This is a genomic window from Scytonema sp. PCC 10023, assembly GCF_963920835.1.
GTDB lineage: Bacteria > Cyanobacteriota > Cyanobacteriia > Cyanobacteriales > Nostocaceae > Kalymmatonema.
The window spans coordinates 38,742-64,146 of record NZ_CAWUDP010000029.1; the positions used below are offsets into that span (position 1 = coordinate 38,742).

A 25,405-nucleotide genomic window follows, 5' to 3' on the forward strand; every position below is an offset into this window, starting at 1 on the left:
CCACCTTTGTGTTAATGTATATCTGTTAGACCCACGATAACACAAAATAAGTTCCTATGCCAAAGAAATATGCAGTAAAAAAGTTAACTGTTCGATTAAGCGAGCAAGAGTGGGGAATAGTTCAGAAGATATCCGAGTCTGAAGGAATTGACTACAATGACGTTATTCGTGATGCGATACGGAAAATAGGACGGGGATTAAAATCCCCTCACGGCGTCGCCCATGAATAAAATTCAGGGGCTTGCGCCCTCCGACCTTCGGTCAACAGACAATAGGAAATCAGGATATAGAGGAACTGCAACACAACAGGAGTTTACGCTTAGACGGCATCACAGACACCACTATTTCACCAATTTAAAGTCTGTAACAATTTCTAGAACTGCCGACCGTTGGTTTGTTTCGTTCAAGATTCAAGTAGAACCAACAGTTACCGAAAACAAAGTTGATGTTGTTGGTGTAGATTTGGGCGTCAACCACTTGGCTACGCTTTCGACAGCACAGGTGTTTGATGGCGTTAAGCCGTACAAGCAGTACGAGAAAAAGCTTGCTCGCCTGACTTGGCTCAACCGTCATAAACAACCGGGTTCTAGTAACTGGAAGAAAGCTCAAGTCAAGATAGCTAGACTGCATCGGAAAATAGCCAACATCCGTAAAGACACTTTGCATAAAATCACCACCTATATCGCCAAGAACCACGGCGTAATCGGGGTTGAGAATTTGAACGTGTCCGGGATGTTGGCAAATCATAAACTTGCCTTAGCTATCGCGGATATGGGTTTTTACGAGTTTCGTCGTCAATTGGAATATAAATGTCAGTTGTACGGCAGTAAGTTAGTTGTTGTGGATAGGTTCTTCCCCAGTAGTAAGCGGTGTTCTAACTGCTTGTCTGTGAAAGAAACACTGTCTTTATCACACCGGACGTATTGTTGCTCTAGTTGTGGAATTCAAATTGATAGAGACTTGAATGCCTCTATCAATTTGGAGTTAGCGGTCAGATCGAGCGTGTTAGCCTCTGGACTGGAAGGGTGCCGTCACCCCCAGGATGAAGGAGGAAAAAGTGTTAGCGATTGTTAGCATTTTGGTATCGGAACAGTATAAGTGCGGCTTTCAGTAATTCTGGATTCTGAGTTCTCTCTGCATAAATTAAGCGCAGGTTAGATCTATGACAACTACGGTAATCGTCGGATAATGGTTAACCCATCTCGCAGTGGCAACAATACCTGTTCTACACGCGAATCGGCGGCGACAACACGGTTAAACTGAGCAATAGCCTCGCCGTTAGGGGTGCGATTTTCACCGGGGAGATAAACTTGTCCTTGAAGTAGAGTGTTATCCACGCAGAGAAACCCGCCAGGGACTAGCAAATCTTTCTCCAGCAGGGTTTGAAAGTACTTGACATACTCCCGCTTATCTGCATCAATAAACACAAAGTCAAATGACTCTCTCGCTGCTGCCAGTTTCTGCAAAGTTTCCAGTGCTGCACCCACTTCCACACGAATTAAAGCGCCGTGGGGAGATTCCCGGAAAGCAGCTTGCGCGAACTCTGCGGTGTAAGGGTCTACTTCACAGGCGACTAGTTCTCCATCAGCCGGTAAAGCTTCTGCCATAGCTAATGCAGAATAGCCAGTGAACATACCGATTTCCAGCACTTTCCTAGCTTTGGTCATGTGGATAAACATCTTGAGGGTTTGTCCTTCCACATGCCCAGAAAGCATTTCCTGCTCTAGTTCTCGGACGGTAGCTCCCTCGTGGAACCTTTGACTCCAACCTTCCTGAGCCGTTTTTTGAGCTAGCGCTGCTAGGGCAGGTGATTCACGGGTGGTACATTCTTCTAAGTAAGGGTCTAGACCTGCTGCCAAAAGCCATGCTTGATTGAGGTTAGCTAGTAGCTCATCAGATGTTTGCTGATTTAATGTCTGCAAAATGGTTTCTAGCTGCTTAGCTAAAATCCCTAACGGCGTAACAGGTCTAGCGCTTGGCTTTTCGACAACTTGAGACATTACATTTCACTCCCGACAAGTTCTGGCTGATGAGCGTCTGGGTACTGTTCTACACCATCTCCGCCACGAGGGTAAGTTTTGCACAGATGCTTATGTTCTGATAATGCTGCTGCTAGTTCATCGCGAGTTAAATCATTGACAAAGAAACAACTTCCAATCGGTCTGGGCATAGCGGCTCGTAGCAGACCGTCTCGTGTTAGGGTTATCGATTGGGTAGCATACCAGGCAAGTTCTTCGTCTAAGAGGGGATGGTCGAGGGCAAGACCGATACGGCTCATCAAACCAAGAATGCGATCGCGTTCTTCTGTGGTAATATAACCCCGCCCCGCAGCAATTGTCGCAGATAATGCCATGTCAATATTGACCGCATGACCATGATATATAGGCACGCGAGGAGCAAGTTCTAGAGTCGGACTCCAAGTATGACCGTAGGCAATAACGCGATCCAGGTCTAATTCGTGTAGGTTGGGAACTTCCAACTCCAGCATTGTTTTGATAGACTCGTAAGTCACCCGATGCGCCACATCCTTGATTTCTGGGGTTGCGTCAATGTTGCCAAAGTGTGTATGCAGTAGTTCTTCCCCATACTTCTCCAACAAATCGAAAACCTCTTTGTTGGCAACCACTGAAATTTTTACGAGTTCCGCCATACCATTACGCACTTGCGCTGTTGGCAAAGTACCCAGAAACGAGAAATCGAGGAAAACGTTTCGCGAAGCGTGATAAGCACCTAAACGATTTTTCAGCTTCTTGTGGTTCACTGCTACCTTGATAGCAACACTCGCATCAATCAATCCGATCAGAGTCGTTGGAATGCGAATGTAGTTGCTACTGCGGCGGTAAGTAGAACAGGCGAAACCTGCGACATCTGTAATCAGCCCACCACCAACCACTAGCACTGGTTCTTTGCGTACCAGCTTAAATTCAGCGAAAGCATCGATAATCTTCTCGAACGATTCAATCGTTTTGTTTGGCTCAGTGATAGTGATGGGAAAAACCGTCAGGTCAATGCCGTAATGCTTGAAATATTGCTGAATTTGACTGCTGTAGTGTTTATACACATTTTCATCTACAACAGCTAAGCAGCGTCCAAAATCTTTGTAAACTTCTGCTAATTCTGCATTTTCGATTCCGAAAACTCCATTAACATAAATCAAGCTGTACTCAATTTTTTCGTAAGCTTCTACGTGAAAAGCGGTTTTAGTAGCTTCAAACTTTGTTTGGACGGTACTCATTCTTTTTGACCTAAAGTTGACACTATCCCCCAAACAATATGGGGGACTATTCGCAAGATAGTAGTAACTCCAGTCCACTCACAAAACACCTATCCTCTTGAGCAAACTGCTCAATGGATAAGAGAATTGGAGGAGAATAAGGGAACACAATATAATGCTCTCCTCCCATATAATTAGGTTTTGAGCATTATTCAGTAATTGATTTGATTTTGATTAGCTGACTAGTGAGCCAAAGAGCGCTGACATCAGGTTAAAATTCCACATTTTGCAGAAATTTCCTCATGCTTCGCTCTGTTGATAGCTATCTAATGGTCATTGTATTTTGACCTCTTTATCAAATTATCACATTTGCTTAAATGAAATTAAGTTTTTTTTCTATTATCCTCCCAACTATCGGATACAAAGTAACCGAAATGACTCAAAAGTTTCATAAAAATGCGAGAATCTCAGTAAACAGCAGGACTATATATCGTTTGATATCGTTTGTATTTAAACTACTAATTACCACATCATATGACTCACTCAAATCTACCAGAAGCTATACAAAATATCCTAGATACATACAAAGAGCCGGATGCTGTCTTTAGTGCTTTGGTTGGGGTACTTGGGGAAGTCTTGCAGTGCGATCGCTGTTTCCTTTACCTGAGAAACCCTCAAACCAAACTTGGCAAAGTCTCCTATTGCTGGCGACGAAACCAAGAAATTCCAGAAATCCTAGACCCCGACTGGAAAGCAGAACCGGAATCTCTACCTAAAGAAGACCCCCTATTTGCTGCGGCTTTGCGAACTGACCCTTCTGTCTATGTTGAAGATGTAGAAACAGCGAGTCCAGAGGTCGTCAACCGGGAGTTTGAGCGCAAGGAGTTTGGACATCGAGCGTTAATTCACTCCCACCTTGTCTGGGACGGTCAACTATGGGGAATTTTGCAACCCTGTGTTTTTGGAAGTCAACGAGTCTGGTCAGAGTTTGACCACGCCGTTGTAACTGAAGTGGAAGGCAAAATAGCACCCCTAGCGGCTGCTTATGTTAAAGCAGCTAATTTTAATTAGGGATGTCAGGGCGGACAGCATTGAAACCCTACTTACTAGGTCGGTTATCCCCCACTCTGTGATCCCCTATCTCGCCTAGGATTTAGCCACAATTTAAGTAGGGTCATTTCTAAAAAAGCAAACTATGTTTCCGTTTTCTTTTCCTTTTGGGTATAACAACTGCTATACTGGCGAGCCTGTTTCTCGCAAAAGCCGCCTAGAGCGTAAGCTGAGATTCCTCAAGACAATGCGAGATGATTTAGAGACTAAACTTGCTGGTCTAAACGCTGCTATCAGTAATGTTGAGCAGCAGTTAAATCAGGAAGATGTCACTCAAGTGTAAGAAGTGACGGTAAACGTGAATTTCGCCGTGATATAGGCTGACCTCAGGGTTCGTGTTATCAGGGATGTGTATAGTAACTGCACTTCCCTAGTAACACGAACCCTGACAACTAAGAAGTTTTTAGAGTTAATTGCTCAAAGCGAAGTTTAACTAACAATTCCTGCCAACGCTCCACAGGCAAACTTCCTCCAGATGCAAAGTCGTGTCCATGACCGTAATTGCCCTCACCTTCAGATAAGCCTATATTGCCTAAGAAGTCCAGCACATTTATTCCAGAATTTGTTCTCACACTAAAGTTAACTCGACCAGGTATGTAACCTGAATTGGCTACAATGACAATGTACTTTGGCAATCGTGTACGCCAGCTTTGAGCAATTAACGGGTGAATCTGACAAGGTGAATTAATTTGCACCAAAGCCACATTCCCCGCAAACACAGGTGCAGCTTTTCTTGCTTCGTCCATTGCTGCTTTGACCTCCGCCCTTGCAGAACGCAATTGCTCAACTTCCGCCGCATTCGAGTTAACAATATCTCGCGGTGAAGTGTGGGTAAGTAACACTTTGGCAGCAACTTCTGGGTCATAATAAGAAGCACGCCGTGCTGCATTAATTAGGGTAGTTGCCTCTTTGAGATACTTGGCAGTGTACTGAGTTTTAGCAACTCCCAACATTTCAAAAGGAGCCTTTTCACCAAGGTCACTAATAGTACCAATTGCAGCAATCCAGTCTAAATCTGATACCTCTGCAATCACCTTGGACAATTCCCAAACTATGAGTGACGTGTTAGGTACAGGGTTCCATGTATAAGCACTGATAAGAGTATCACCTGGTGGCACTCCTTCTGGGCGGTGATGATCAATAAAGCAGGTAGGAATACCAGGAATGACAGGTTCTGATTGACTACCTAAGTCAAGTACAAATAAATAATCCGGTGCAGCGGCTTGCACTTGCTTGCGGTTCGCAGGAGTCCAAGCATTGCGTTCCCGATCTGGGATAACGCGCGTCACATTTCCAAAACCAGCCCGTGACAATGCTAACTGCAACACCACACCCGCCGTTACACCATCTGCATCCGAGTCGTGTAATATCACAAGGCGTTGCTGCGCTTTTATGCGTTCAACAAAAGCCTTAAAAGCATCACGCGCAGCCTCAAGAGTTGGTGTCGTGTTGATATCTCTGGGCGATCGCTCTTTAGTAAAAGATTCCTCATCTTCTAAATGAGGTTTTGCCGTTGGAGAGTCTGGGACTACTTCAGCCAAACGCCGCACTGTTTCGAGGGTGTCAATTTCTTCAGCAGGCTTATCATTTCGTACCCGAAGAATACGCGGGAAGCGCAGGGCGTAACCGCTATTGTGTCGTTCCGATGGTTGCACGCGGTCAAAAGTAACTTCCAAAACCATTTTTGGTTCCACCACACACACCCTACCGTGTTCCAACTCTTGCAAAGTATGGGCGCGAAACCAATGACTCAGTTCAGTGACTTCAGCATCAGTGAGTCCTGAGTATGCTTTGCCCACATTTAAGAGTGTTGGGTCTGTTTCGCTTTTGCGTACTGCAAAAGTGTAGTCAGAAAGAAAGCGACTGCGTTTACCAGTTCCTACTTCCGCTGCTGTAACAACAACATCAAGGGTGGCGATCGCCCGTTTAACTTTCAGCCAATCACGTCCCCGACGACCTGGTTTATATGTTGAATTGAGGTCTTTCACCATCAATCCTTCATTTCCTCGCCCACGAGCGGCTGCAAATTCTTCATCTAAACTGGAAATATCAGCGAATCGTTTATGAATCCCACTTCGCACTCTTTCACTGTTTAAATGTAGAGATTCTAGAATTGTTCGCCGAGTCTGAAACGGTTCATTAATCAACACGCGTCCTTGAGCGTACAACACATCATAAGCAATAAATGCCACGGGAACGTCATTCAGCAATTCTTGTGAAACTTTCTTGCGTCCCAAGCGCTTTTGCAGTTCTTGAAAAGGTAAAATTTCTTTGCCTCTAATTGGTACAATTTCCCCATCCAAAATTAAACCATGAGCTTCACCCACATCTGATTCAAGTGATATCAAATCAGCCAGTGGACTCGTTAAGTCTGGAAAGCTTAATGTAATTTCGTCAAGAGTGCGCGAAAATATTGCCACACGCCTATTGTGACAAACTGTGCCGTGCAAAATTTCTTGGTCTTCTGAAGCTCGCGCAATGTGAACTTGAGCGCGAATACCATCATACTTGTCTTCAACAGCAAAACCCGAAGGCATTTGCTTTGCAACTTCCGTTAAATCAGTAACGGGACTTGCCAGCATAAATTTGATCGGATGAAATAACCGCATCTGTGCTGTGTCAAGTTGTTTATTCCGAGCAAGAATTGCTGTTTCACCAATATCGCCAGTTAGCATATTTACCCATTGGACTTTAGCAACTGGGATTTTAAAAAGACGGGCTATACCATCCTCAACAGCACCTTCTTTTAATCCAATGCGTAAATCACCTGCTAACAGTTTAACGATATACTTTGCTTCTAAAGGTGTTGCTAGTTTTAGTAAATCTGTAACAAGAGAGATTTTGCGTTTTGTTCCCTTTGCTGTTGCCAGTTCTTCGAGTTTTTCTGATAATTCAAAAAGGGTAAGAGTAGGCTGATGTTGCTCTACTTGGAAATTCTTATTAAAAATTTCAAATGCTACGTCTCCAGGGTCGCCCTTTTTGACTATCTTCTCTTGAATTTCTGATTTTTCAGCACCACTAACATTTGTCATTGCTGTCAATAACGCCGCTCCACCAATATTAATTGTGCGTTGGTCGCGTAATGGAAATATATATCCGGAAAAATATCTTGCAGCAAGTACCAACTTGTTATCAGATAATTTGGTGAAGTAGTCGCCCAGCAATGCAGCTTTTTCAGTACGCTTTGATGTGGTAGCGATACTTTCTGCAACTTGGGCAAAACAGATGAAGGCATTAGCCTGTAGAATTATGTTGTTACTAACAGTTATTTCTTCAGACACAGCAAACAAAGCTTTTGGAACACTTAATAGTAATTACTACTACAAATAAATTTCATCTGCCCAAAAGAGTATGCAAAAAACTTACCTTTGGGACTTGCTTTTGCAATTAGCAAATCATCAATTTTTATATATTTTAAGAGAAAATATAGCGCTTCTCGTTTGAATGAAGTAGTAATTTATCTGTGTCCATCTGTACGGCAGTTGCTTCAACGGGGGGAACCCCAACGCCAGTCACCTGCGACGGGAAACCCGTCTTCAGTGCTGGCTCCGCAACGCACGCAAGAGTCCATCTGTGGTTCATTATTTCTTTGTGTACCTCACTCAATTGCAAACCGCTATATAAACTAAAATTTTAGCTGTAAATACAGACAAATTAATTTTTGTCTGACCATTGGCGGTAGTGTGCGAACAATCACGGAGGTAGAGGCATCAACATTTGCTGATTACGGTTTACCTGACCAGTTTATAAACATATCTGGAATACGGTAAGGTGTTTAGACAAGTGGATGATACTCTCTCACTCCAAGCCAAGCAGCAACTCAACTACAAGCGGAGGTGATTTTCTTGACGCACAAAGAGGAACTGCATGAAGTGAATCTGGGTTGGCATCCTCAGGCGGAAGAGATTTTATGGCGACCCGAACTGCAAGAGCAGAAGTATTCCCAGACAGGCGGTAAGAATGTGCGCTACATACGTACGGCGGGTCACGTCCGAACTAACGCCTCTGGAGACATCGACCTCTGCGCGGGTGTTCGCCTTTGGCGTCTCCCCTTGGGAGAGGAAACTCCTCCTTTGTAAGCCGAGTCGCGGAAAGAGAAAGCCCAAGAAGTGATTCTTGGAATCCCCCCCAGTACCTGTACTTTTGTCAGCGGCGGGAGGATGTCAATGCAACATTCGGTATGCTTTTTAAGAAAAATCACAGGTAATCGGGAGATTGTGTGCATTGAGCAGCTTAATGCATACAACTCTTATGAACTTCATTTGTATCCTAGAAATAGAGGCTTAATATTTTTTAGATAGATATGATGACTTCAGTAGAATTCAAGCAATTGATAGAAAATGAACGAAAATGTCCTGAGTCACTGCCAAAAGCGTTGCAAGCCCTTTGGTACGACAAAAAAGGTGACTGGAACACTGCACACGAAATAGTACAAGATGCCAGCGATGCAGATAGTGCTTGGGTTCACGCCTACCTACACCGTAAAGAGGGCGATTTAAGTAATGCCCGTTACTGGTACAGACGTAGTGATCAGCCAGAGTCAAAAGTAGGATTAGATCAAGAATGGGAGCAGATAGCTTCTAGTTTGCTGAGCAAGGTGAACCAAGCATGGATGCAGATGAACTGAAGCGGCGTTATGCTGCAGGAGAGAGAGATTTTCCAGCAACAAATCTCGGCAGAGCCAAGTTGATTGGAGCCCATTTAGCTGGAGTCAATTTATTTGCAGCGGATTTAAGTGGGGCAAACTTAGCTAAAGCTAAACTGTGGGGAGCCAACCTTGGAGGAGCTAACTTAGCCGGAGCCAACTTGACGCGAACTAACTTAAGCGGTGTCAACTTGCATGAAGCTAATCTCAGGGGAGCCAAGCTAAACTTTGCCAAGCTTTATGGAGCAAATTTGAGTGGGGCTTGCTACGATGACAGCACCCGCTTTTCTAGAGGTTTTGACCCCATCAGTAGAAATATGCGGAAGCTGTGACTAAATATATATTCATTGCCTACAGTTTAAGCATAATAGAGATAAGTTATGGAATAATCTGATGGCTGATGTAAGTGGCACTTGGCTGGGAACTTACTGGCAACAAGGAATTCCTACTCGCTTTGAAGTGACATTAATTCAGAGTGGTAACGCATTGACTGGTAGGATTTTGGATGACAGTGACTTGGGAGAAGCGCAGCTCACTGGTGAAGTGGTTGGGCGTCGTATCAGCTTTATCAAGCGCTACTTCACGACTTCACCTGACCCAGTTACGTACGTTGGCACAATCTCAGAGGATGAAGATTATATGCAAGGACAATGGAGCCTCAAACCTTGGGGCTCTGGTCCTTGGGAAGCCCGACGCAGTGGCGAAACCCTGATGGCAGATTTACAAACTCGTATAGAAAAAAAGGTTTCGTTAACAGGTGTATAGCTGGGATTTTACAGCGGTTTTCTGTAAGGAGGGCATTGCCACACAATATCTCAAATCTTGATTACGTAAGCTTTTACGGGCAATGCCCAACGCCAGATGCGTGGCTGCCGGGAAACCCTTTCGCCAGTCGCCTGGCTGTCGGGAAACCCTCCAAAGGGCGCTGGCTCACCAACGCACTGGCTCCCCTACGATTTGTCGTCTAATCATTTGAAGGGCGCTGTAAATAAGTGTGGGGTGTAGTCATTTTTTTATCCTTACACCCTACACCCTGGTCGTGGCGAATCACTTTGTTGCTTTCAAAGCAATTTCAAATTAATTCTCCACGGAGAACGGTAACTGCTTGTCCACTCAGATAAACACGAGAACCCCCTTCATAACGAATCTTTAACACACCACCCCGGCTAGATGCTTGGTATGCTAAAAACTCATCCTTCCCTAGGCGATCGCGCCAAAAGGGAGCAAGGCAACAGTGAGCAGCCCCAGTTACAGGGTCTTCATTAATTCCAACTCCTGGTGCAAAAAAGCGAGAGACAAAATCGTATTCTGAATCTGTGTGTGCTGAGCTCGTAACAATCACATTGGCAAGAGGTAACGCTTTGAGAAGCTCAAAATTCGGCTGCATTTGTCGTACTAAATCTTCAGACTCCACCTCTACCAAATAACCCAGAGAATTTTTCATCAGTGTTTGTATGGGGACACCCAAAGCTTCATCAAGTTCTCCAGAAGCGGTTGTTTCTTCGGAATGATTCACTGGAAAATCGAGTTCAATCCAATTTCCCTGTTTTTTGGCAATCAGCAGTCCGCTCTTAGTGTGGAAACGAGCGACTTCATCAGGTAAAAGATCTCCCTGGAACCAAAGAACATGGGCGCTAGCAAGGGTTGCATGACCACACAGTGGCACTTCTGTTGTAGGCGTGAACCAACGCAGATGAAAACCATCCTCCTGCCTGACCAAAAACGCAGTTTCAGATAAATTCATCTCTTGCGCCACTTTCTGCATCCAATCTTCCGACTGGGGAGCAGGTAAAACGCAGACAGCAGCGGGGTTACCTGCGAAAGGTGTGTTAGTAAATGCGTCTACTTGAGTAATAGTCTGTCCCATATCTTCAAATTTGTTTTAAATTAAGAATAGTGGTGAAACTTAACCGTTTGGTAATAAATAGTCTGGTTGAGGCGGCAGTTCTAGCCAAAAAGCAATTTAGCCGTCATCGGTTGATAATACTCATTTTTGCAGGGATTATGCTAAGGAATCTACCACAAGCGTGGTAACTAATTCAAAAAATTGCTCGGACTAGCTTATAAATTTTTTCTTTCTACCCGCATCACCCCATCAGAATTATGAGCTAATAAAAGCAGCTTGAAAACCCCTGAGTATTGTCACCACTATTTGAAGCCATCTATGATTGTTTGCAAATATTGAGTGGAGGCAGCTTCTGCTTGGGAACGCACAACCAACTCTGGCTTATTTAATGCATCTCGAAGCTGGCGATAAAAGTGAATAGTGTGTTGAAGCGCTTGGGCAATTTCCAGGCGATCGTCTTTGGCAGGAAGAGTCTGACAAAAATCGGGAACCAAAAGCGGAATTTCCCTTTCCAAATTCCTTACACCGCGTGGAAGCAGCCCAGCCTGCACCTTTGCTAATGGAGCCAGAACCTGTCCACGGAGAAAAGAAAGAAAATCAATGGCTTCAAACAGTTCACCTCTTCCTAATTTAGTTGCGCCGTAGTGTATCCACACCCAGAAGCGGTCTTCAATCCATTGTGGATCAAGGGGTGGATAGTTCCGTGGATTATCTAAAATAGCTGAACTCAGTAATTTTCCACGTTCCCATAGAACAACAGGATTTTCTATCCGGTCTGTTTTGAAATCTTGTAAAAGCAAAAACTTCAAATCGACGTGTACAAGCGGATTGTCATACAGACAAATTAACAATCGGGGTTCGCCGACGTGTTCGCCCGTAAAAGCTGCAAGCAGGGAACCAAGCCGATTGGCGAAAAGCTGTCGCTCGTTTAAAACCTGTTCATAATAAACATCATCTACGACAATAATCAGATCTAAGTCGGAATACTCATCCATTTCTCCAGTCAAATAGGAGCCAGCGATCGCTACACCCAGCAAACGGTCATCCTGATTCAACTTTCCAAGAATCTGCTCTAGAAACAAGCGTTGTGGTTCGGGAATAGACATACTATCTTCTATCTCTGCTGCCGCTTTGTAATACTATATTACTAAATGTAGTATGAGACGATTAGCTGGTAACATCCTGCAACTGGGTGATTTAGATCAGTGAATTCCCATGCTCTTGAAATACAGATAAGTTGCTGAAACAGCAAATTCGTATCAGAATCGTGAGGCTATCAGCTTCACATCCGCATACTTCCAGGCTTGCTCAAAGCGCTCCTGCACGGTCAAAGCTTCCCGAGTCTTGCCTTGTTGGCGCAGGCTCTGTACTAGTCCGAACAGTGACCAGCCATTCTCGGGATAGCGTTCTAAGTCCTCTTTATACACAGTCTCAGCTTCTGCGCCACGATTAGTCTTAAGCAACAAAGCTCCCAATGATTGCCGAACTGGTGAGTACCAAGTTGCAGGCTCATCATACTTCAGGTTGTCTTCCAGAGTAACAGCCGTTTTTAAGTGAGCGATCGCCTTCGTATAATCACTTTGTTGAGCCGCTATCTCACCTGCCAAAACTTCAGACGCCATTTGCAGAAGCTGTGAAGTTGTGTTGATATCCCAAACCGTCACTTTCTTTATGGCTGGATCAGCTGCAATAGCTTTTAACTGTTTGAGTTCCTCTGCTGCTTGTTTGAGTTCACCTTTTGCTGCGAATGCCATTCCTCTGGTATAATGCCAAACTCCGTTAGGATACTTAAGATCTGCTACTGGTGCTGGTTCTTTGAGAATTTCATCCCACTTACCGAACCTTGTTAATGCGTAAAGCGGCATCGCGTAGTAATGTTGCAGCGTACCATATCCAAGTTCTCGCATTTTTTTCTGGTCTGCCATTTCTGCTGTATGGCGAGCAGCTTGAATTGCTACTTCACTATCCCCTCCCATCATGGCACCCGCCATCAGGAAATGATGGTTATGAGGCATATAACCCAGTGGATAAATTCCTTGAGCATGGCATTGGGTAATATAATCTTGGTCTACGGCGATCGCTCTTTGGTTAGCAACAACAGCATCATGGTAGCGCCCAACTCGAATGTAGATGTGAGCGGGCATATGCACAAGATGTCCAGCCCCCGGAACTAACTCACCAAGACGATCTGCACTGGCTATACCGCGTTCGGGATTAGGTGAGGACTCAACAGCGTGAATGTACAAATGGTTTGCGCCAGGATGATTAGGATTGCGCTTAAGCACCGACTCTAAAACAGTCAGAAGTTCAGTTGTTCCTGGATTCGGCTTACCATCTTTTGACCAGTAATTCCAAGGCATAGTATCCATAAAAGCTTCCGCAAACAGGGTTGCAGCATCCAAATCCTCTGGATAACGCTTTTGCACCTCGCGCATTGCATTTACATAAGCGGTATCTAACGGCTTGCGGTTTTCATCTGGCTGTAACGAGTAGCGCTTAGCTAATGCTTGAATGTAAGCTTTTTCCTTTTCGCTAGCGTTTTTGCTCAATCCAATGGCTTTTTTCATCGCCTGAACTGTTTCTGGTACGGCTTCTTTTTCCATTGGGGCATTGATGTTCGGTCCTTTGACGAGTGCTATTCCCCAGTAACACATAGCGCAATTAGGATCTAAACTTGCTGCTTCTTTAAAAGAGCGTGCTGCCTCAGCATGATTAAATCCGTAAGCTAGAGTTAGCCCTTGGTCGAAGTAGCGCTGGGCAAGTTTCGAGTTTGTGGAAATAGGATGATGGTGATTACCGAGATTCTTGAACAGAGGTGCCGTGTGATGAGTCGTTTCAGAATAAATGCGACTAGGGTCATTTGCTACCATCTGCTTAGCAAATTTGATACCACATCCAGACAGTCCAATCGTAATGAGTAAAGTTAGAACAAACAATATTTGCTTTTTGTTATTGAATAACATCGCAACCTGCAACTATTGAATCAGATACACAAATGTATTTTTAAGCAATTTCGTTGAATTTGTTTGGAATTTGATTTACCTATTGATATTTATATTTAATATCACTACCTGATGGAGGATTTTCGCAAATATTGAGCTATTTCCATAAAGTGCAGACTTTATGTGAACTTTTGAGACTTTTTTAACTTATGTAAGTAAATTAAAATGACAAATTTTTAAGAATCAGAGATGAACTACGAGTTGGTGATTACCCGTATGCGCAAAGCGCGGGCACTCTCGGTGCGCAGCGTGTCCAAAGGACTCAGGGCAGTGAGCTAAGTTCCTATGTCCTTACGGACACGCTACATGAACGCCCAATCACTAATTATTTAGAGTTAGAAATTGTTACTTGGGAGCAACAATTTCTAACTCTAAGTTCTGTATCTTGAAAACCGATGAAACCAGCACCTAAGTTGGCTGCATTGCCTCAGCAACTTTGAGGGTATCCGTGTATTGTTGAAATTTTATAATCCGACCATCTCTAAGCTTATAGATATGAGCAAAGGCTGCCGTTGTAGGCTTTCCTGTTGACCGATACACGCCATGATATTCGCCCAATGCGACAATCGTGTCCCCAGTATCCAGCCATTCGTCCACAACAGCTTGCCAAGTTTCCCACTCCAACCGGAATTTAGCAAATACGTTGTTTAGGACTGCATGAGAGCCAAGATGTCTACCACCTCCTGGAAAGCCTTCATTCTGTATCCACTCAATTTGGGAGTCAAAAAGTTTAAGGATAGTTGCTGTATCGCGATCGCCAAATGCTTGATAAAGTTGCTGGATAATTTTGAGGTTGCTCCTAATTTTGTCTTCCATTTCTGCAAATTCTTGTGATGTTGAGGAATAAGGTTTGACCATTACACAGAAGTGTTCTCTGAAATCTCTAAGCTGCAATCAGTTCAGCAATCTTTGCTTGGGCATCAGCAATTGACTGAGCTAAAGACTGACCCCCAAACTCGTCGTTCTCGATATGAATAAACGTGATGTCAGTGATACCCAGGAAGCCAAACACAGCTTTCAGGTAAGGATCTTGGTGATTGTATGCCTCGAAAGAACCGCCAGCACCGTACCCGGAAGCACCACGAGCAGTGATGATAAACATTGTCTTACCGTGAACGAGTCCTTTGTAGGGTGTGTCCCGATTCTCAGGCTCAAAGGCAAACGTTCGTCCGACCCGTACAATCTGATCGATATATGCTTTAAACGCGCTTGGAACGCTAAAATTGTACATAGGTATACCCATGACATGACATAGATGTCAGCCGTGAGGAATTCGTCGAGCAACTGGTCGCTCATTTGAATGGCTGCCGACATTTGTGGTGTTCGTAATTCTTGCGGTGTAAACGCGGCTGCAATCCACGGTTCATCAACGTGGGGAACTGGGTTACGACCAACATCACGGTAAGTCACGGTGCCGGTCGGATGTGCTTGTTTCCAAGCTTCAACAAATTCTCTTGTCAGTCTGCGTGAGTGAGATCTCTGAGCGCGTGGACTCGCATCAATATGAAGGAGATGTGCCATTGTTCTTACTGCTTCTTTGTGTTGGACAATTTGATACACTCATTTAAGGGAATTGCCTATGAATTACAATTTAGACAGACTCAAGATTTCAAGCTACTTAAATTTTGTGCGGCTATCAAAATCTTGCTGTAAATTTTGGGTCTTTCCGTGTTGTGACACCAAAATCTAATTTCTGATTCCAAGCGGATTCGACCATCTGTCAATAACCCCGCCCTAAAAGGGACGGGGCTTGTAAGCGGCAAGGCTTACGTGTTTGACTAGCTCAGTTGAGCCTAACTCTGGTACAAACTGCCGGATGCTTCCCCAGTCCGGTCTATCTTTAAGCCGTCTTGTCTACGGCGTTGGATCATGCCAAGACATCCTGAGTTAGGTGAGCGAGGGGACAATTAACTTAACTCGTAAGGATTATCTCCATGCAACGAGTACCAGTATTATCACCATCGGGTAAGCCATTGATGCCAACAAAGCCCAGTAGGGCGCGTCGATGGCTGAATCTTGGAAAAGCCAAAGTTGTGTATAACGACCTTGGGATCTTCGAGATCCAATTAGTAAGGTGTCCTAGAACAACAGACACGCAGCCAATTGCAGTCGGGATTGATCCGGGCAAACTTTACACCGGTGTTGGTGTCCAGTCGGTTAAGTTTACTCTGTGGTTGGCTCATCTACAGTTACCATTCAAAACGGTTAAAGACCGAATCGAGCAACGGCGTATGATGCGGCGTGGTCGTAGGGGACGACGGATCAACCGTAAAGTACCCTATAATCAACGCGCTCATAGACAAGCAAGATTTGACAATCGCCGTCAATGCAAGATCCCGCCTAGTATTCGCGCCAATCGTCAGCTAGAGTTACGAGTCATTGACGAACTATCCCTGATCTACCCAATCACTAACATTGCGTACGAAATCATTAAGGCACGTGGTGATAAAGGTTTCAGCCCTGTGATGGTCGGTCAAAAGTGGCAACTAGAGAACCTTGCGCACTTCGCCGAAGTAGAGCAAATTGAGGGTTGGCAAACAGCACAAATACGACAACAACTACGATTACAGAAGCAAAGGCACTTTAAAGGGGATGCAATACCAGCGACTCATGCAGTAGACGGGGTTGCTTTGGCTTGTAGTGTGTTCATCCGGTACGGCGTCACTTCGACTGATTCGATGGGGTGGCAAGGAAGCGTGAAAGTACAATCCGCACCGTTTGCCGTGATCCGTCGCCCTCCCGTTAGCCGTCGCCAGTTGCATTTAATGGTTAAGAGCGTAGGTGGGGTCAGGCGCAAGTACGGAGGCACTGTTACCCGCCACGGATTCAGAAAGGGTGATCTAGTTAAATCTCCTAAAGGGATCGGCTATGTCAGCGGTGATACCGAAAAACAAGTATCTGTCAGCGATGCTAACTGGAAACGGTTAGGACAGATAGCATCTAGCAAGATTGAATTAATTCGCCGTTCAAGCGGGTTAATTGTAACTTACTAGATTCATGTAAAGCCGTCCTCCGCTTCGCGCTCAGGACGGGGTTTCAGACCCAAATTTTCGATGATGAAAGCATCAGCGACACCCTCTGCTAGAACTGTTCATCTGCCAGATAACGGACTGAATCCACCCATCTTGTCGAGCCGCTCCCAAGGTTGGGAAAATATCCTGGTCGAAGAATTTCGTCACCCACCTGGACAGTGTAAGTATCAATCTGAGACTGAACATGCCATTTGTCTGTGTTTAGCCCCTCGTCCGTTTCGTTTATTGCAAGTGAAGGGCGATCGCCGCTATACCAGTCTCTATACCAAGGGCGATATGTCCATCACGCCGGCTGGGCTGCCTTTTTTAGCACGGTGGGAGGGTAATGATCACTATCTGTGGATACGGATCCCGTTGCACTTCACTCAAAAGGTTGCTAGAGAAGCTGTGGAAATAGACCCAGATCAAGTGGAACTCCTTCCAGAATTTCGCGCCCGCAACCCTTCAATTGAACAGATTGGCATGATGCTGGTTTCTGAGTTACAAAATGGGGGGTTAGCAGGACGACTTTATGTTGAATCGTTGGCAAATGTGTTAGCTGTACAATTGCTCAGAAATTATTCAGCTACGCAACCTCGTGTTTCTTTATATAGTGGTGGATTATGCGATCGCCAGCTTCTCCAAGTAATCGATTACATCAACGACTATCTGGCTGAGGAAATCAAACTATCAGATCTAGCTGAGTTACTGGGGATGAGCCAGTTTCACTTCAGCCACCTTTTCAAACAATCAATGGGAGTTCCTCCTCACCAGTACGTAATCCAGCAACGGGTAGAACGAGCGAAGCAGTTTCTCAAACAAACAGAGCTATCTATTACAGAAATTGCTTTCCTGTGTGGATTTAACAGTCACAGTCATTTAAGTAAATGGTTTCGACAGCTTACAGGGATGACTCCCAAAGCTTACCGAGTTAACTAGGGTAATAATTCTGAACACAATTGCAGCAGGTCCTTCCGCATGAGAGGATTTAAGCAGGTTTAACCCATCGCTTACTATGCAACTCATTAGCGTGAAGAAAAACTATGAAACAGGGCGATTTGTCCTTGCCAGCGGGGTGTACCCTTCGCAGTGCAACATCTAAGGATATCTGGTCAATTCGGTTGTTGGTGCTAGGGGCAAAACTAGACCCTACTCAAATAAAATGGCAACAATTCTGGGTCATAGAATGCGATGGGCAATTGGTAGCTTGCGGACAGCTACGCAACTTCTCTGCCGCACAAGAACTTGGTAGTTTGGTTGTTTTACCAGCTTGGAGAGGTCGCGGTTTGGGGACTGTTTTAACACAGCATTTGATTGATCAAGCGACTCAACCCCTTTATTTGGAGTGTTTGGGTCAGCGACTGGCGCAGTTTTATCGTCGCTTCGGTTTTGTGCAAATTTCCTTCGAGGAATTACCGCTGTCTATGAAACGCAAGTTTGGATTGTCTCAATTAGGAAAGAGGTTGATAGGAGTTCCCGTTGTGTTTATGGAGTACCGGGACTAGAATACACTCAAGGTACACATCAGGTTGTTTTGTCGTTAATACAATGACAGTGACGAGATCAGGACTTACGTAAAATTATGAAAAAACGAACCGCAAAGGACGCAAAGGACACGTAAGCGCAAAGCGCAGGCTACGCCAACGCGCAGCGTGCGCCTTAGCGCATAGGGATAAGAGTTTGAGAGAGTTTTTGCGTAAGTCCTGCAGATATAATACCAAGCGTGAAAAAAGAATGCGACAGATATACACTCCCAAACCCTCGTTATCTCTGGGTTTCTTAATGCCGTACCTTATGAATGCGTGAATGAGCGAATTGGTATAAGAACTGTGCATTCGGCATTGAGTCATTCCAAGCATCTAAATATTATGTGCCTCAGAAAAATTCTTTCTCATAACCTCTTGACTCTCCAGTGTACTGGAGCATTCAAGATGAAATTAGTTGCTAGTTAGCGCCACTTGCTAATTGGAGTCGTCCTATGGAAAATGCCACACTGAAACTACGCGGCATGAGTTGCGCCTCTTGTGCTAGAAGCATTGAAAATACAATTCGTTCTGTTCCTGGCGTCAATGAATGTAATGTGAATTTTGGGGCAGAACAGGCAACAGTTGAGTATGATCCCAAAAAAACCAATTTAGAAGCGATTCAAGGTGCAGTGGATGAAGCAGGTTATTCTGCTTACCCACTCGAACAACAAAACCTGATGGCGGGAGAAGATGATGCCGAAAAAACAGCTCGTTTGCAAGAGTCACGCTTGCTACTGCGGAAAGTTGTTGTGGGTGGGGTGATTGGTGTTGTGCTAGTGATTGGGTCGTTACCCATGATGACAGGATTGCATTTACCTTTCATTCCAGTATGGTTGCATAATCCTTGGGCGCAGCTCGTGCTGACAACCCCGGTGCTGTTCTGGTGCGGTGCTGATTTCTTCAAAAATGCTTGGAAAGCTTTTAAACGACACGCTGCAACTATGGATACTCTAGTTGCTTTAGGTACAGGGACAGCATACATCTATTCTCTGTTTGCCACAGTTTTCCCCAGTTTCTTTACGGCACAGGGGTTGATGCCGGATGTATATTATGAAGCAGCCGTGGTGATTATTGCCTTGATTCTTTTGGGGCGATCGCTCGAAAATCGCGCCAAAGGGCAAACCTCTGAAGCTATCCGCAAACTCATCGGGTTACAAGCCAGAACTGCTCGTCTGATTCGCAACGGGCGAGAAGTTGATGTCCCGATTGCAGAAGTCATGATTGGCGATGTCATACTGGTTCGCCCTGGTGAGAAGATTTCCGTAGATGGTGAAGTGATTGAGGGAACATCCACCGTTGATGAAGCAATGGTGACTGGGGAAAGTGTGGCTGTCAAAAAACAACCAGGAGATGAAGTCATTGGAGCCACCATCAACAAAACTGGGAGTTTCAAGTTCCAGGCGACACGAGTCGGAAAAGATACCGTGCTGGCGCAAATTGTCCAACTTGTGCAGCAGGCTCAAGGTTCCAAAGCCCCGATTCAACGATTGGCAGACCAAGTGACTGGATGGTTTGTGCCTGCGGTGATTGCGATCGCCCTCCTCACTTTTATCATTTGGTTCAACTTCATGGGCAATCCGACTTTAGCGCTGATCGCTACAGTTGGAGTACTGATTATCGCTTGTCCTTGTGCGTTGGGTTTAGCCACACCAACTTCTATCATGGTAGGAACAGGCAAAGGTGCAGAAAACGGCATTTTAATTAAGGGAGCCGAAAGCCTGGAACTGGCGCACAAGATTCAAACAATCGTGTTGGACAAAACCGGAACGATTACTCAAGGTCAACCCACAGTGACGGATTTTGTTACAATCAAAGGCACTGCTAATGGAAACGAAATCAAGCTGTTACAGCTAGCTGCATCTGTGGAACGCAATTCTGAACATCCACTGGCAGAAGCAGTTGTGAGATACGCCCAATCCCAAGAAGTGGCGTTAGCAGATGTGAGGGAGTTTGAGGCAATTGCAGGTAGTGGCGTACAAGGTGTAGTTTCCAACCGTTTAGTGCAAATTGGGACACAACACTGGATGGAAGAATTGGGCATTGATACCCAAGCCCTACAACACGACAAAGAGCGCCTAGAATATTTGGGCAAAACAGCAATTTGGATTGCAGTTGATGGGGAAATTCAAGGATTGATGGGCATTTCTGATGCCATTAAACCCACTTCTGCCCAAGCGGTAAGAGCATTGCAAAAACTTCGTTTGGAAGTCGTGATGCTCACGGGAGATAATCACCGTACCGCAGAAAGCATTGCTCGTGAAGTTGGTATCAAACGTGTCCTTGCTGAAGTCCGCCCCGACCAAAAAGCTGCTACAGTCCAGAAACTGCAATCAGAAGGAAAGATTGTGGCAATGGTTGGTGATGGTATCAATGATGCACCAGCCCTAGCTCAAGCTGATGTGGGAATCGCAATTGGTACTGGTACAGATGTGGCGATCGCCGCTAGTGACATCACACTCATCTCTGGCGATTTGCAAGGTATTGTCACCGCCATTCAACTTAGCCGCGCTACGATTCGTAACATCCGCCAAAACCTATTGTTCGCCTTTATTTACAACGTTGCTGGAATTCCGATTGCGGCTGGTCTTCTTTTCCCCGTCTTCGGTTGGTTACTTAATCCCATCATTGCAGGTGCAGCAATGGCATTTAGCTCGGTTTCTGTTGTCACAAATGCTCTGCGTCTACGTAAATTTCAACCTAAAGCAATTGCATGAGGTGGCAAATGTTAAGTAAAAAGGTAATTCTCAGCAGTATAGCTAGCTTGGGATTCTTCTTCAGTCTCGCTTCTGGGGAAGCAGTAGCACAAACGACCAGTGAAATACCAAGCAACGAGAAATCACAGATGACTGCGTTTCGCCCTATAGAGCAACCACTATGGCTAAAAGGTGCAGTTACCAGCGCAGGCTTAGTGTTAATCGGTTTAGAAATATGGTGGTTTCTGTTGAGTAAACCTAAGTCCCAAAAAGCAGAAGCTCATCATGGCATTCAAGAGGTAAGTATTACTGTGGATGGAGGCTATGAACCTAGCCGAGTAGTAGTTAACGCTCTTCAACCTGTCCGTCTCAATTTCCTACGCCGTGATCCCAGTAGTTGCCTTGAACAAGTCGTATTCCCCGATTTTCACATTGCCCAAGAGTTAGACTTGAACCAGGTAACAACCGTCGAGTTCACGCCTGAAAAACCCGGTCAATACACCTTTGCCTGCGGTATGAATATGTTTCGCGGTGTTGTGGAAGTCAAAACGCCTCATACCAATTCTATGTGAGGTAGCGCCAAATCAATTTTGTAGAGACTGTACTGTACGGCCTCTGTTATTTTTATATTCACGACGGCTGTTGACCTCTCCTCGGCATAAATGCACGAGGATTCAAATCGTTAGTCAGAGGGAGGCTCAAGCCGTCCCTCTTCGTTTTTTAGATTTGGTATTCCACAGATAAATCCGTGTAGGCTTTCTTCAGTACTGCCCTACAGACCTTAACTAGGGATAACCCTAGCTGTGCCTCTACTTTGGGGAGGATATTGGCTGCAGCTTGAGTATCAGCGTTCACAATTTGTCCCGACGCCGTTTTGTATTGTCCTCGTGTTATTCTTGTTCCTGATGGCTTGTATCCGTTGGGTTTTTCACCGTATTTTGGGACACTATCGCCATCCAAAAATGACGCCTTGGACGTGTAGCTCTCCTCGGTTTCTACAAAATTAATACCATGTTCAGAACAAAGTTCTCCTAATCGTTTCTTCAGCCTTGCGGTAGGTGTTTGAACTATTTTCTGATTGTTAACTTTACCTGTTTCAATACCGTCCTTGTTGCCTTGGTTCCATCCCATGACAACAGTTCCAATATTGTTTTTTAAACAGTAGTTAACTATTAACCTAGCTGCCTTGTTGACCGCATCCTTAACCTGACGGTACTTTCGTTCTGTGATTTGAGCAAGTCTATCATTCCAAAAGCCTTGAGGCTTACCCTCCTTAATAATGCCAACTTGTTTGTTATACCATTGTGTTAATGATTTAAGTTTAAATCCATCAACAATAAAACTGTTGTCACCAGTATTTGGCACACAACTCAGCCAATTGTTAACGCCTGGATCTATGGCTAACGCTCTCTTTTGGTCTAATTCTATTTTGACAATATCAGGATGAGCGCAAACAAACTCTGCGTAAAAACTACGATTACGTGGTAGTATTCGCAATTCCTTAATATGTTCAAATTTAATATTGTGCGGCATTTGAACATATAAGCTATCCATACCAAACTCTACTTTGAAACTATTGCCCAAAGGCAATCTAATTAAACCTGTTTCAATATCAAAACTGAGCGATTGCTTGGGGTATGTCCATCCAGCTAACCCATTTTTCTTGCGGTATTTAGGCAACTTGGGTTTATTTTTTAACTCCCCTGAATACCACATGGGCAACAGTTCTTTATAGCTTCTGAATGATTCAGCAACTTCGGTACAAATCTGTTGTGCAGCCTGTGAGTAGAAAATTTGGTAGTGTGGATTAGTTTTTAATTCTGCGTGCAGGTCAAATTGGTTATCTAAAATTTCTCCAAATGTAAAATATGCTTGCCTCAACAAATATATCGCACAGTTGCGAAGTTTATTGGATTGCTCTGCTAAGAATTCCAACACGTTTATGTCAAGTTGGTCTAATTTGATTAGCATTTGCTGCGTTGCGTACAGGTTACATCACCTCCCCCTTGTTTTATACGTATATAATACGGATAAAACAAGGATGTCAATATGAGAGATACAAGTTATGGAGAGAAAAAAGAAAAATTAAATTTGACCGTTACACCTACAGTTAAAAGATGGTTAAAACAACAGCAAAAACTGTTAGGGGCTACTAGTCTATCTGATACTCTAGAAAAAATGTCAAGACTGGAGCAGGCAGGCTAAAGCCTGCGTTGTGGCTTTCATCCCCGGTCTAAAAGCACGCTTGGACGGCGCGGCTGCGCCTGTTCCTCCGGGGCTTTCAGCCTACCATTCTTGTAAATTAGGAAAAAAACAAAATGAATTTAGACAAGTTTGTTCTAGCACAAAACATGGCTTTCCTGATACTGATGCTGAAATGTTGCGGAAATTAACCATATTTAAGATGGAATTTTCTCAGGTATGCCTAAAACCTTATAGCGTCATAATTACTAAGCATTAGACATGAGGGTGTACGTCTTTTACTATAAGCAGACGTAAAAAAATAGTTTTAATGGCTTTTAAAAGCGATTCTAGAGCGTTTATCCCAGGTAACCACTTCTGGTTTCTAGTAGGGTAGTGGGGAGTGAGGGGGAGTAGAAGTTAGTAGTCATGTTAGACAATATATAGATATATTGCCTATGGTGGCTAACGAAGTGTAAGTAATGTATGCATACGAAATATTTAGTATAAATGCTTGGTGGAAGTAGAGCAGAGGGGAGTAGGCGATCGCGTCTTGTCTTGCTTGTTTCCGCTAATCCACCTCTTGTCTAACTTGTCAATGCGTAAGTCCTATCTACATATTTTTTCTGCTTTTTGTCAATGATTGTCTAAGATGCGCTTACCCTGCTCCTGACTTTAAGTTAAAACTTGTTGCGTCGGCTATCCCGTCCCTGCTTAAAAGCGAGGGGTTCTCACCCTCCCAATATGCTTTCATAGTTCAAGGAATGATGCTGTTTTCTCTTGACTCTCCAGCTAACTGGAGAGTTTAAGATAAAACTGGTAGTTGTATTTAGTCAAGGTGCAGCTAAATATGTTAGTTCAAGAAGAGATAAAACAGATTGGTGTAGTTGCTAAAGAAAGCGGCGTACCAATTAAAACCATTCGTTACTATGAGGAGCTAGGTCTACTTAAAGCATCAGGGAGAACTGAAGGTGGATTTAGATTATTTCACTCTGATGTTTTTGCGCGTTTGAACTTTATCAAACGCGCCCAAAGTCTTGGGTTGACCTTATCAGAAATTAAGGAATTTTTGAATGTTCACGACCAAGGTGATTTACCGTGCGAACATATCAAAGTTAAACTGCAAGACAAGCTAGTAGATATTGATAAACAAATTCGGCAATTAATCATTCTGAAGCAAGAGTTAGAAGGACTGCTTTCGGGTTGGCAAATAATACCTGAAACTTCTGAGGAAACAATTTGTCCTATTATTGAAAAAAATAAATAATTCAGTTTGTCTAATCTATGTTAACCAGCATATAGCAGTTCTAGATGATTCGTGAACAACAAGATTCCCGACTTCGCCAAAGTTGTCGGGACTCTGAGCATACGCGATTTTCACCAATCAAATACGATTGCTAAAGCCCTGAATCAGATTTTTGCAAGAAATCTAATCTTTCTAAAATACTCCTTTTCTGGTAACAAAACTCCATCTTTGGACTCAAGTCACTGCTTTGTAAAAACGCTAACAATATAAGTGAAGCTCTTAGAAGTGAAGAAACGACTTGCAGTAGAGCGCTCATATTCCAGCTAGGTAGTAGAGATAAGAGTAGGAAAAATGACAGATTCACAAAATCGCGATGAACAAATTAAGAAGCTGCGTGAACTGATCAAAGATATTGACATTGGAATGCTGACTACAGTTGATGAAAACGGAAGTTTGCACAGCCGTCCGATGTCAACTAACTCAGAGGTGGAATTTGATGGCGACCTTTGGTTCTTTACCTACGCCAGTTCACATAAGGTGGCAGAAGTTGAGCAGCATCAGCAGATCAATGTCAGTTTCAGTGACCCACATAAGCAAAACTACGTTTCTGTTTCAGGTAAAGCTCAATTGGTACGCGATCGCACGAAATTACAAGAGTTATGGAAGCCGCAATTGAAAGCTTGGTTTCCTAAAGAACTGGATGAACCTGATATTGCTTTGCTCAAGGTGAGTGTAGAAAAGGCTGAATATTGGGATGCACCTTCAGGTTTTGTAGCACACACAATTGGACTGGTGAAGGCAATAACCACAGGCGAGAAACCCAATGTCGGCGAAAATGAAAAAGTCACTTTGAAATAATCAAAAAGTGAAATAATAGCAACAGAAAAACTCGGTTTCTCAAAGAAACCGAGTTTTTGTTATTAAACTTAAG

General features: G+C 44.2%; 24 protein-coding genes and 1 pseudogene. 16 read left to right on the forward strand and 9 right to left on the reverse strand.

Annotated elements, in window-relative coordinates; translation table 11 throughout:
- The first annotated feature begins 56 nt into the window (after positions 1–56).
- A complete protein-coding gene (locus ACM0OZ_RS18735) occupies positions 57–230 on the forward strand; it encodes a hypothetical protein (protein WP_414584334.1) in 174 nt (57 codons plus the stop codon).
- Positions 223–1,074, forward strand: a complete 852-nt coding sequence (locus ACM0OZ_RS18740; protein WP_414584335.1) for an RNA-guided endonuclease InsQ/TnpB family protein — start codon at positions 223–225, stop codon at positions 1,072–1,074. Before ACM0OZ_RS18735 ends, ACM0OZ_RS18740 begins: the two co-directional genes overlap by 8 nt.
- Positions 1,075–1,169: 95 nt before the next feature.
- Here the strand turns inward: ACM0OZ_RS18740 and ACM0OZ_RS18745 are convergent, their stop codons facing one another.
- Together ACM0OZ_RS18745 and ACM0OZ_RS18750 are read right to left on the reverse strand one after the other, a co-directional pair.
- Positions 1,170–2,000 carry an O-methyltransferase gene (locus ACM0OZ_RS18745; protein ID WP_414584336.1) on the reverse strand — a complete coding sequence of 277 codons (831 nt, stop codon included), beginning with the start codon at positions 1,998–2,000 and terminating at the stop codon, positions 1,170–1,172.
- The gene (locus ACM0OZ_RS18750) at positions 2,000–3,235 is read right to left on the reverse strand and encodes a sedoheptulose 7-phosphate cyclase (RefSeq protein WP_414584337.1); all 1,236 of its coding nucleotides are present in this window, start codon (positions 3,233–3,235) and stop codon (positions 2,000–2,002) included. Before ACM0OZ_RS18750 ends, ACM0OZ_RS18745 begins: the two co-directional genes overlap by 1 nt.
- 513 nt (positions 3,236–3,748) lie before the next feature.
- On the opposite strand from ACM0OZ_RS18750, the gene ACM0OZ_RS18755 reads away from it, so the two are divergent.
- Positions 3,749–4,285: a GAF domain-containing protein gene (locus ACM0OZ_RS18755; RefSeq protein WP_414584338.1), complete on the forward strand. Its 537-nt coding sequence runs from the start codon at positions 3,749–3,751 to the stop codon at positions 4,283–4,285.
- 124 nt (positions 4,286–4,409) lie between these two features.
- Positions 4,410–4,607 carry a hypothetical protein gene (locus ACM0OZ_RS18760; RefSeq protein WP_069348024.1) on the forward strand — a complete coding sequence of 66 codons (198 nt, stop codon included), beginning with the start codon at positions 4,410–4,412 and terminating at the stop codon, positions 4,605–4,607.
- Between the two features lie 109 nt (positions 4,608–4,716).
- Here the strand turns inward: ACM0OZ_RS18760 and ACM0OZ_RS18765 are convergent, their stop codons facing one another.
- The gene (locus ACM0OZ_RS18765) at positions 4,717–7,605 is read right to left on the reverse strand and encodes an ATP-dependent DNA ligase (protein ID WP_414584339.1); all 2,889 of its coding nucleotides are present in this window, start codon (positions 7,603–7,605) and stop codon (positions 4,717–4,719) included.
- 564 nt (positions 7,606–8,169) lie between these two features.
- On the opposite strand from ACM0OZ_RS18765, the gene ACM0OZ_RS18770 reads away from it, so the two are divergent.
- The 4 genes from ACM0OZ_RS18770 (at position 8,170) to ACM0OZ_RS18785 (ending at position 9,734) form a co-directional block, all read left to right on the forward strand.
- On the forward strand, positions 8,170–8,403 hold the full coding sequence (locus ACM0OZ_RS18770; RefSeq protein ID WP_414584340.1) for a hypothetical protein: 234 nt from the start codon (positions 8,170–8,172) through the stop codon (positions 8,401–8,403).
- Positions 8,404–8,630: 227 nt separating this feature from the next.
- On the forward strand, positions 8,631–8,951 hold the full coding sequence (locus ACM0OZ_RS18775; RefSeq protein ID WP_414584390.1) for a hypothetical protein: 321 nt from the start codon (positions 8,631–8,633) through the stop codon (positions 8,949–8,951).
- The gene (locus ACM0OZ_RS18780) at positions 8,933–9,301 is read left to right on the forward strand and encodes a pentapeptide repeat-containing protein (RefSeq protein WP_414584341.1); all 369 of its coding nucleotides are present in this window, start codon (positions 8,933–8,935) and stop codon (positions 9,299–9,301) included. The genes ACM0OZ_RS18775 and ACM0OZ_RS18780 overlap by 19 nt, the downstream gene beginning before the upstream one ends.
- Before the next feature lie 61 nt (positions 9,302–9,362).
- Entirely contained in the window at positions 9,363–9,734 is a 372-nt protein-coding gene (locus ACM0OZ_RS18785; protein ID WP_414584342.1) for a hypothetical protein, read from the forward strand.
- Positions 9,735–10,041: 307 nt separating this feature from the next.
- On the opposite strand, the gene ACM0OZ_RS18790 is transcribed toward ACM0OZ_RS18785, so the two are convergent.
- The 5 genes and pseudogenes from ACM0OZ_RS18790 to ACM0OZ_RS18810 all read right to left on the reverse strand — a co-directional run bounded on the left by ACM0OZ_RS18790 (position 10,042) and on the right by ACM0OZ_RS18810 (position 15,338).
- Complete coding sequence (locus ACM0OZ_RS18790) at positions 10,042–10,836, reverse strand: PhzF family phenazine biosynthesis protein (RefSeq protein WP_414584343.1); 795 nt, start codon at positions 10,834–10,836, stop codon at positions 10,042–10,044.
- A gap of 281 nt (positions 10,837–11,117) precedes the next feature.
- Positions 11,118–11,921: a nucleotidyltransferase domain-containing protein gene (locus tag ACM0OZ_RS18795; protein WP_414584344.1), complete on the reverse strand. Its 804-nt coding sequence runs from the start codon at positions 11,919–11,921 to the stop codon at positions 11,118–11,120.
- Between the two features lie 153 nt (positions 11,922–12,074).
- Complete coding sequence (locus tag ACM0OZ_RS18800) at positions 12,075–13,778, reverse strand: tetratricopeptide repeat protein (RefSeq protein ID WP_414584345.1); 1,704 nt, start codon at positions 13,776–13,778, stop codon at positions 12,075–12,077.
- Positions 13,779–14,225: 447 nt separating this feature from the next.
- Positions 14,226–14,675: a nuclear transport factor 2 family protein gene (locus ACM0OZ_RS18805; RefSeq protein WP_414584346.1), complete on the reverse strand. Its 450-nt coding sequence runs from the start codon at positions 14,673–14,675 to the stop codon at positions 14,226–14,228.
- Between the two features lie 25 nt (positions 14,676–14,700).
- Positions 14,701–15,338 (reverse strand): annotated as a pseudogene (locus ACM0OZ_RS18810) (FMN-dependent NADH-azoreductase).
- 413 nt (positions 15,339–15,751) lie between these two features.
- Between ACM0OZ_RS18810 and ACM0OZ_RS18815 the strand changes: the two are divergent.
- The 5 genes from ACM0OZ_RS18815 (at position 15,752) to ACM0OZ_RS18835 (ending at position 21,619) form a co-directional block, all read left to right on the forward strand.
- Positions 15,752–16,810: an RRXRR domain-containing protein gene (locus tag ACM0OZ_RS18815; protein WP_414584347.1), complete on the forward strand. Its 1,059-nt coding sequence runs from the start codon at positions 15,752–15,754 to the stop codon at positions 16,808–16,810.
- 60 nt (positions 16,811–16,870) lie between these two features.
- On the forward strand, positions 16,871–17,767 hold the full coding sequence (locus ACM0OZ_RS18820) for a helix-turn-helix domain-containing protein (RefSeq protein ID WP_414584348.1): 897 nt from the start codon (positions 16,871–16,873) through the stop codon (positions 17,765–17,767).
- Positions 17,768–17,871: 104 nt separating this feature from the next.
- Positions 17,872–18,333, forward strand: a complete 462-nt coding sequence (locus ACM0OZ_RS18825) for a GNAT family N-acetyltransferase (RefSeq protein ID WP_414584349.1) — start codon at positions 17,872–17,874, stop codon at positions 18,331–18,333.
- 473 nt (positions 18,334–18,806) lie between these two features.
- Positions 18,807–21,068: a heavy metal translocating P-type ATPase gene (locus ACM0OZ_RS18830; RefSeq protein WP_414584350.1), complete on the forward strand. Its 2,262-nt coding sequence runs from the start codon at positions 18,807–18,809 to the stop codon at positions 21,066–21,068.
- 8 nt (positions 21,069–21,076) lie between these two features.
- Positions 21,077–21,619: a cupredoxin domain-containing protein gene (locus ACM0OZ_RS18835; RefSeq protein WP_414584351.1), complete on the forward strand. Its 543-nt coding sequence runs from the start codon at positions 21,077–21,079 to the stop codon at positions 21,617–21,619.
- 148 nt (positions 21,620–21,767) lie between these two features.
- Here ACM0OZ_RS18835 and ACM0OZ_RS18840 read toward each other — a convergent pair whose 3' ends face one another.
- Entirely contained in the window at positions 21,768–23,018 is a 1,251-nt protein-coding gene (locus tag ACM0OZ_RS18840; RefSeq protein WP_414584352.1) for an RNA-guided endonuclease InsQ/TnpB family protein, read from the reverse strand.
- Positions 23,019–23,096: 78 nt separating this feature from the next.
- On the opposite strand from ACM0OZ_RS18840, the gene ACM0OZ_RS18845 reads away from it, so the two are divergent.
- The 3 genes from ACM0OZ_RS18845 (at position 23,097) to ACM0OZ_RS18855 (ending at position 25,332) form a co-directional block, all read left to right on the forward strand.
- Complete coding sequence (locus tag ACM0OZ_RS18845) at positions 23,097–23,252, forward strand: hypothetical protein (RefSeq protein WP_414584353.1); 156 nt, start codon at positions 23,097–23,099, stop codon at positions 23,250–23,252.
- Positions 23,253–24,078: 826 nt separating this feature from the next.
- On the forward strand, positions 24,079–24,495 hold the full coding sequence (locus ACM0OZ_RS18850) for a heavy metal-responsive transcriptional regulator (protein ID WP_414584354.1): 417 nt from the start codon (positions 24,079–24,081) through the stop codon (positions 24,493–24,495).
- Positions 24,496–24,825: 330 nt separating this feature from the next.
- The gene (locus tag ACM0OZ_RS18855; RefSeq protein ID WP_414584355.1) at positions 24,826–25,332 is read left to right on the forward strand and encodes a pyridoxamine 5'-phosphate oxidase family protein; all 507 of its coding nucleotides are present in this window, start codon (positions 24,826–24,828) and stop codon (positions 25,330–25,332) included.
- Positions 25,333–25,405: the final 73 nt, after the last annotated feature.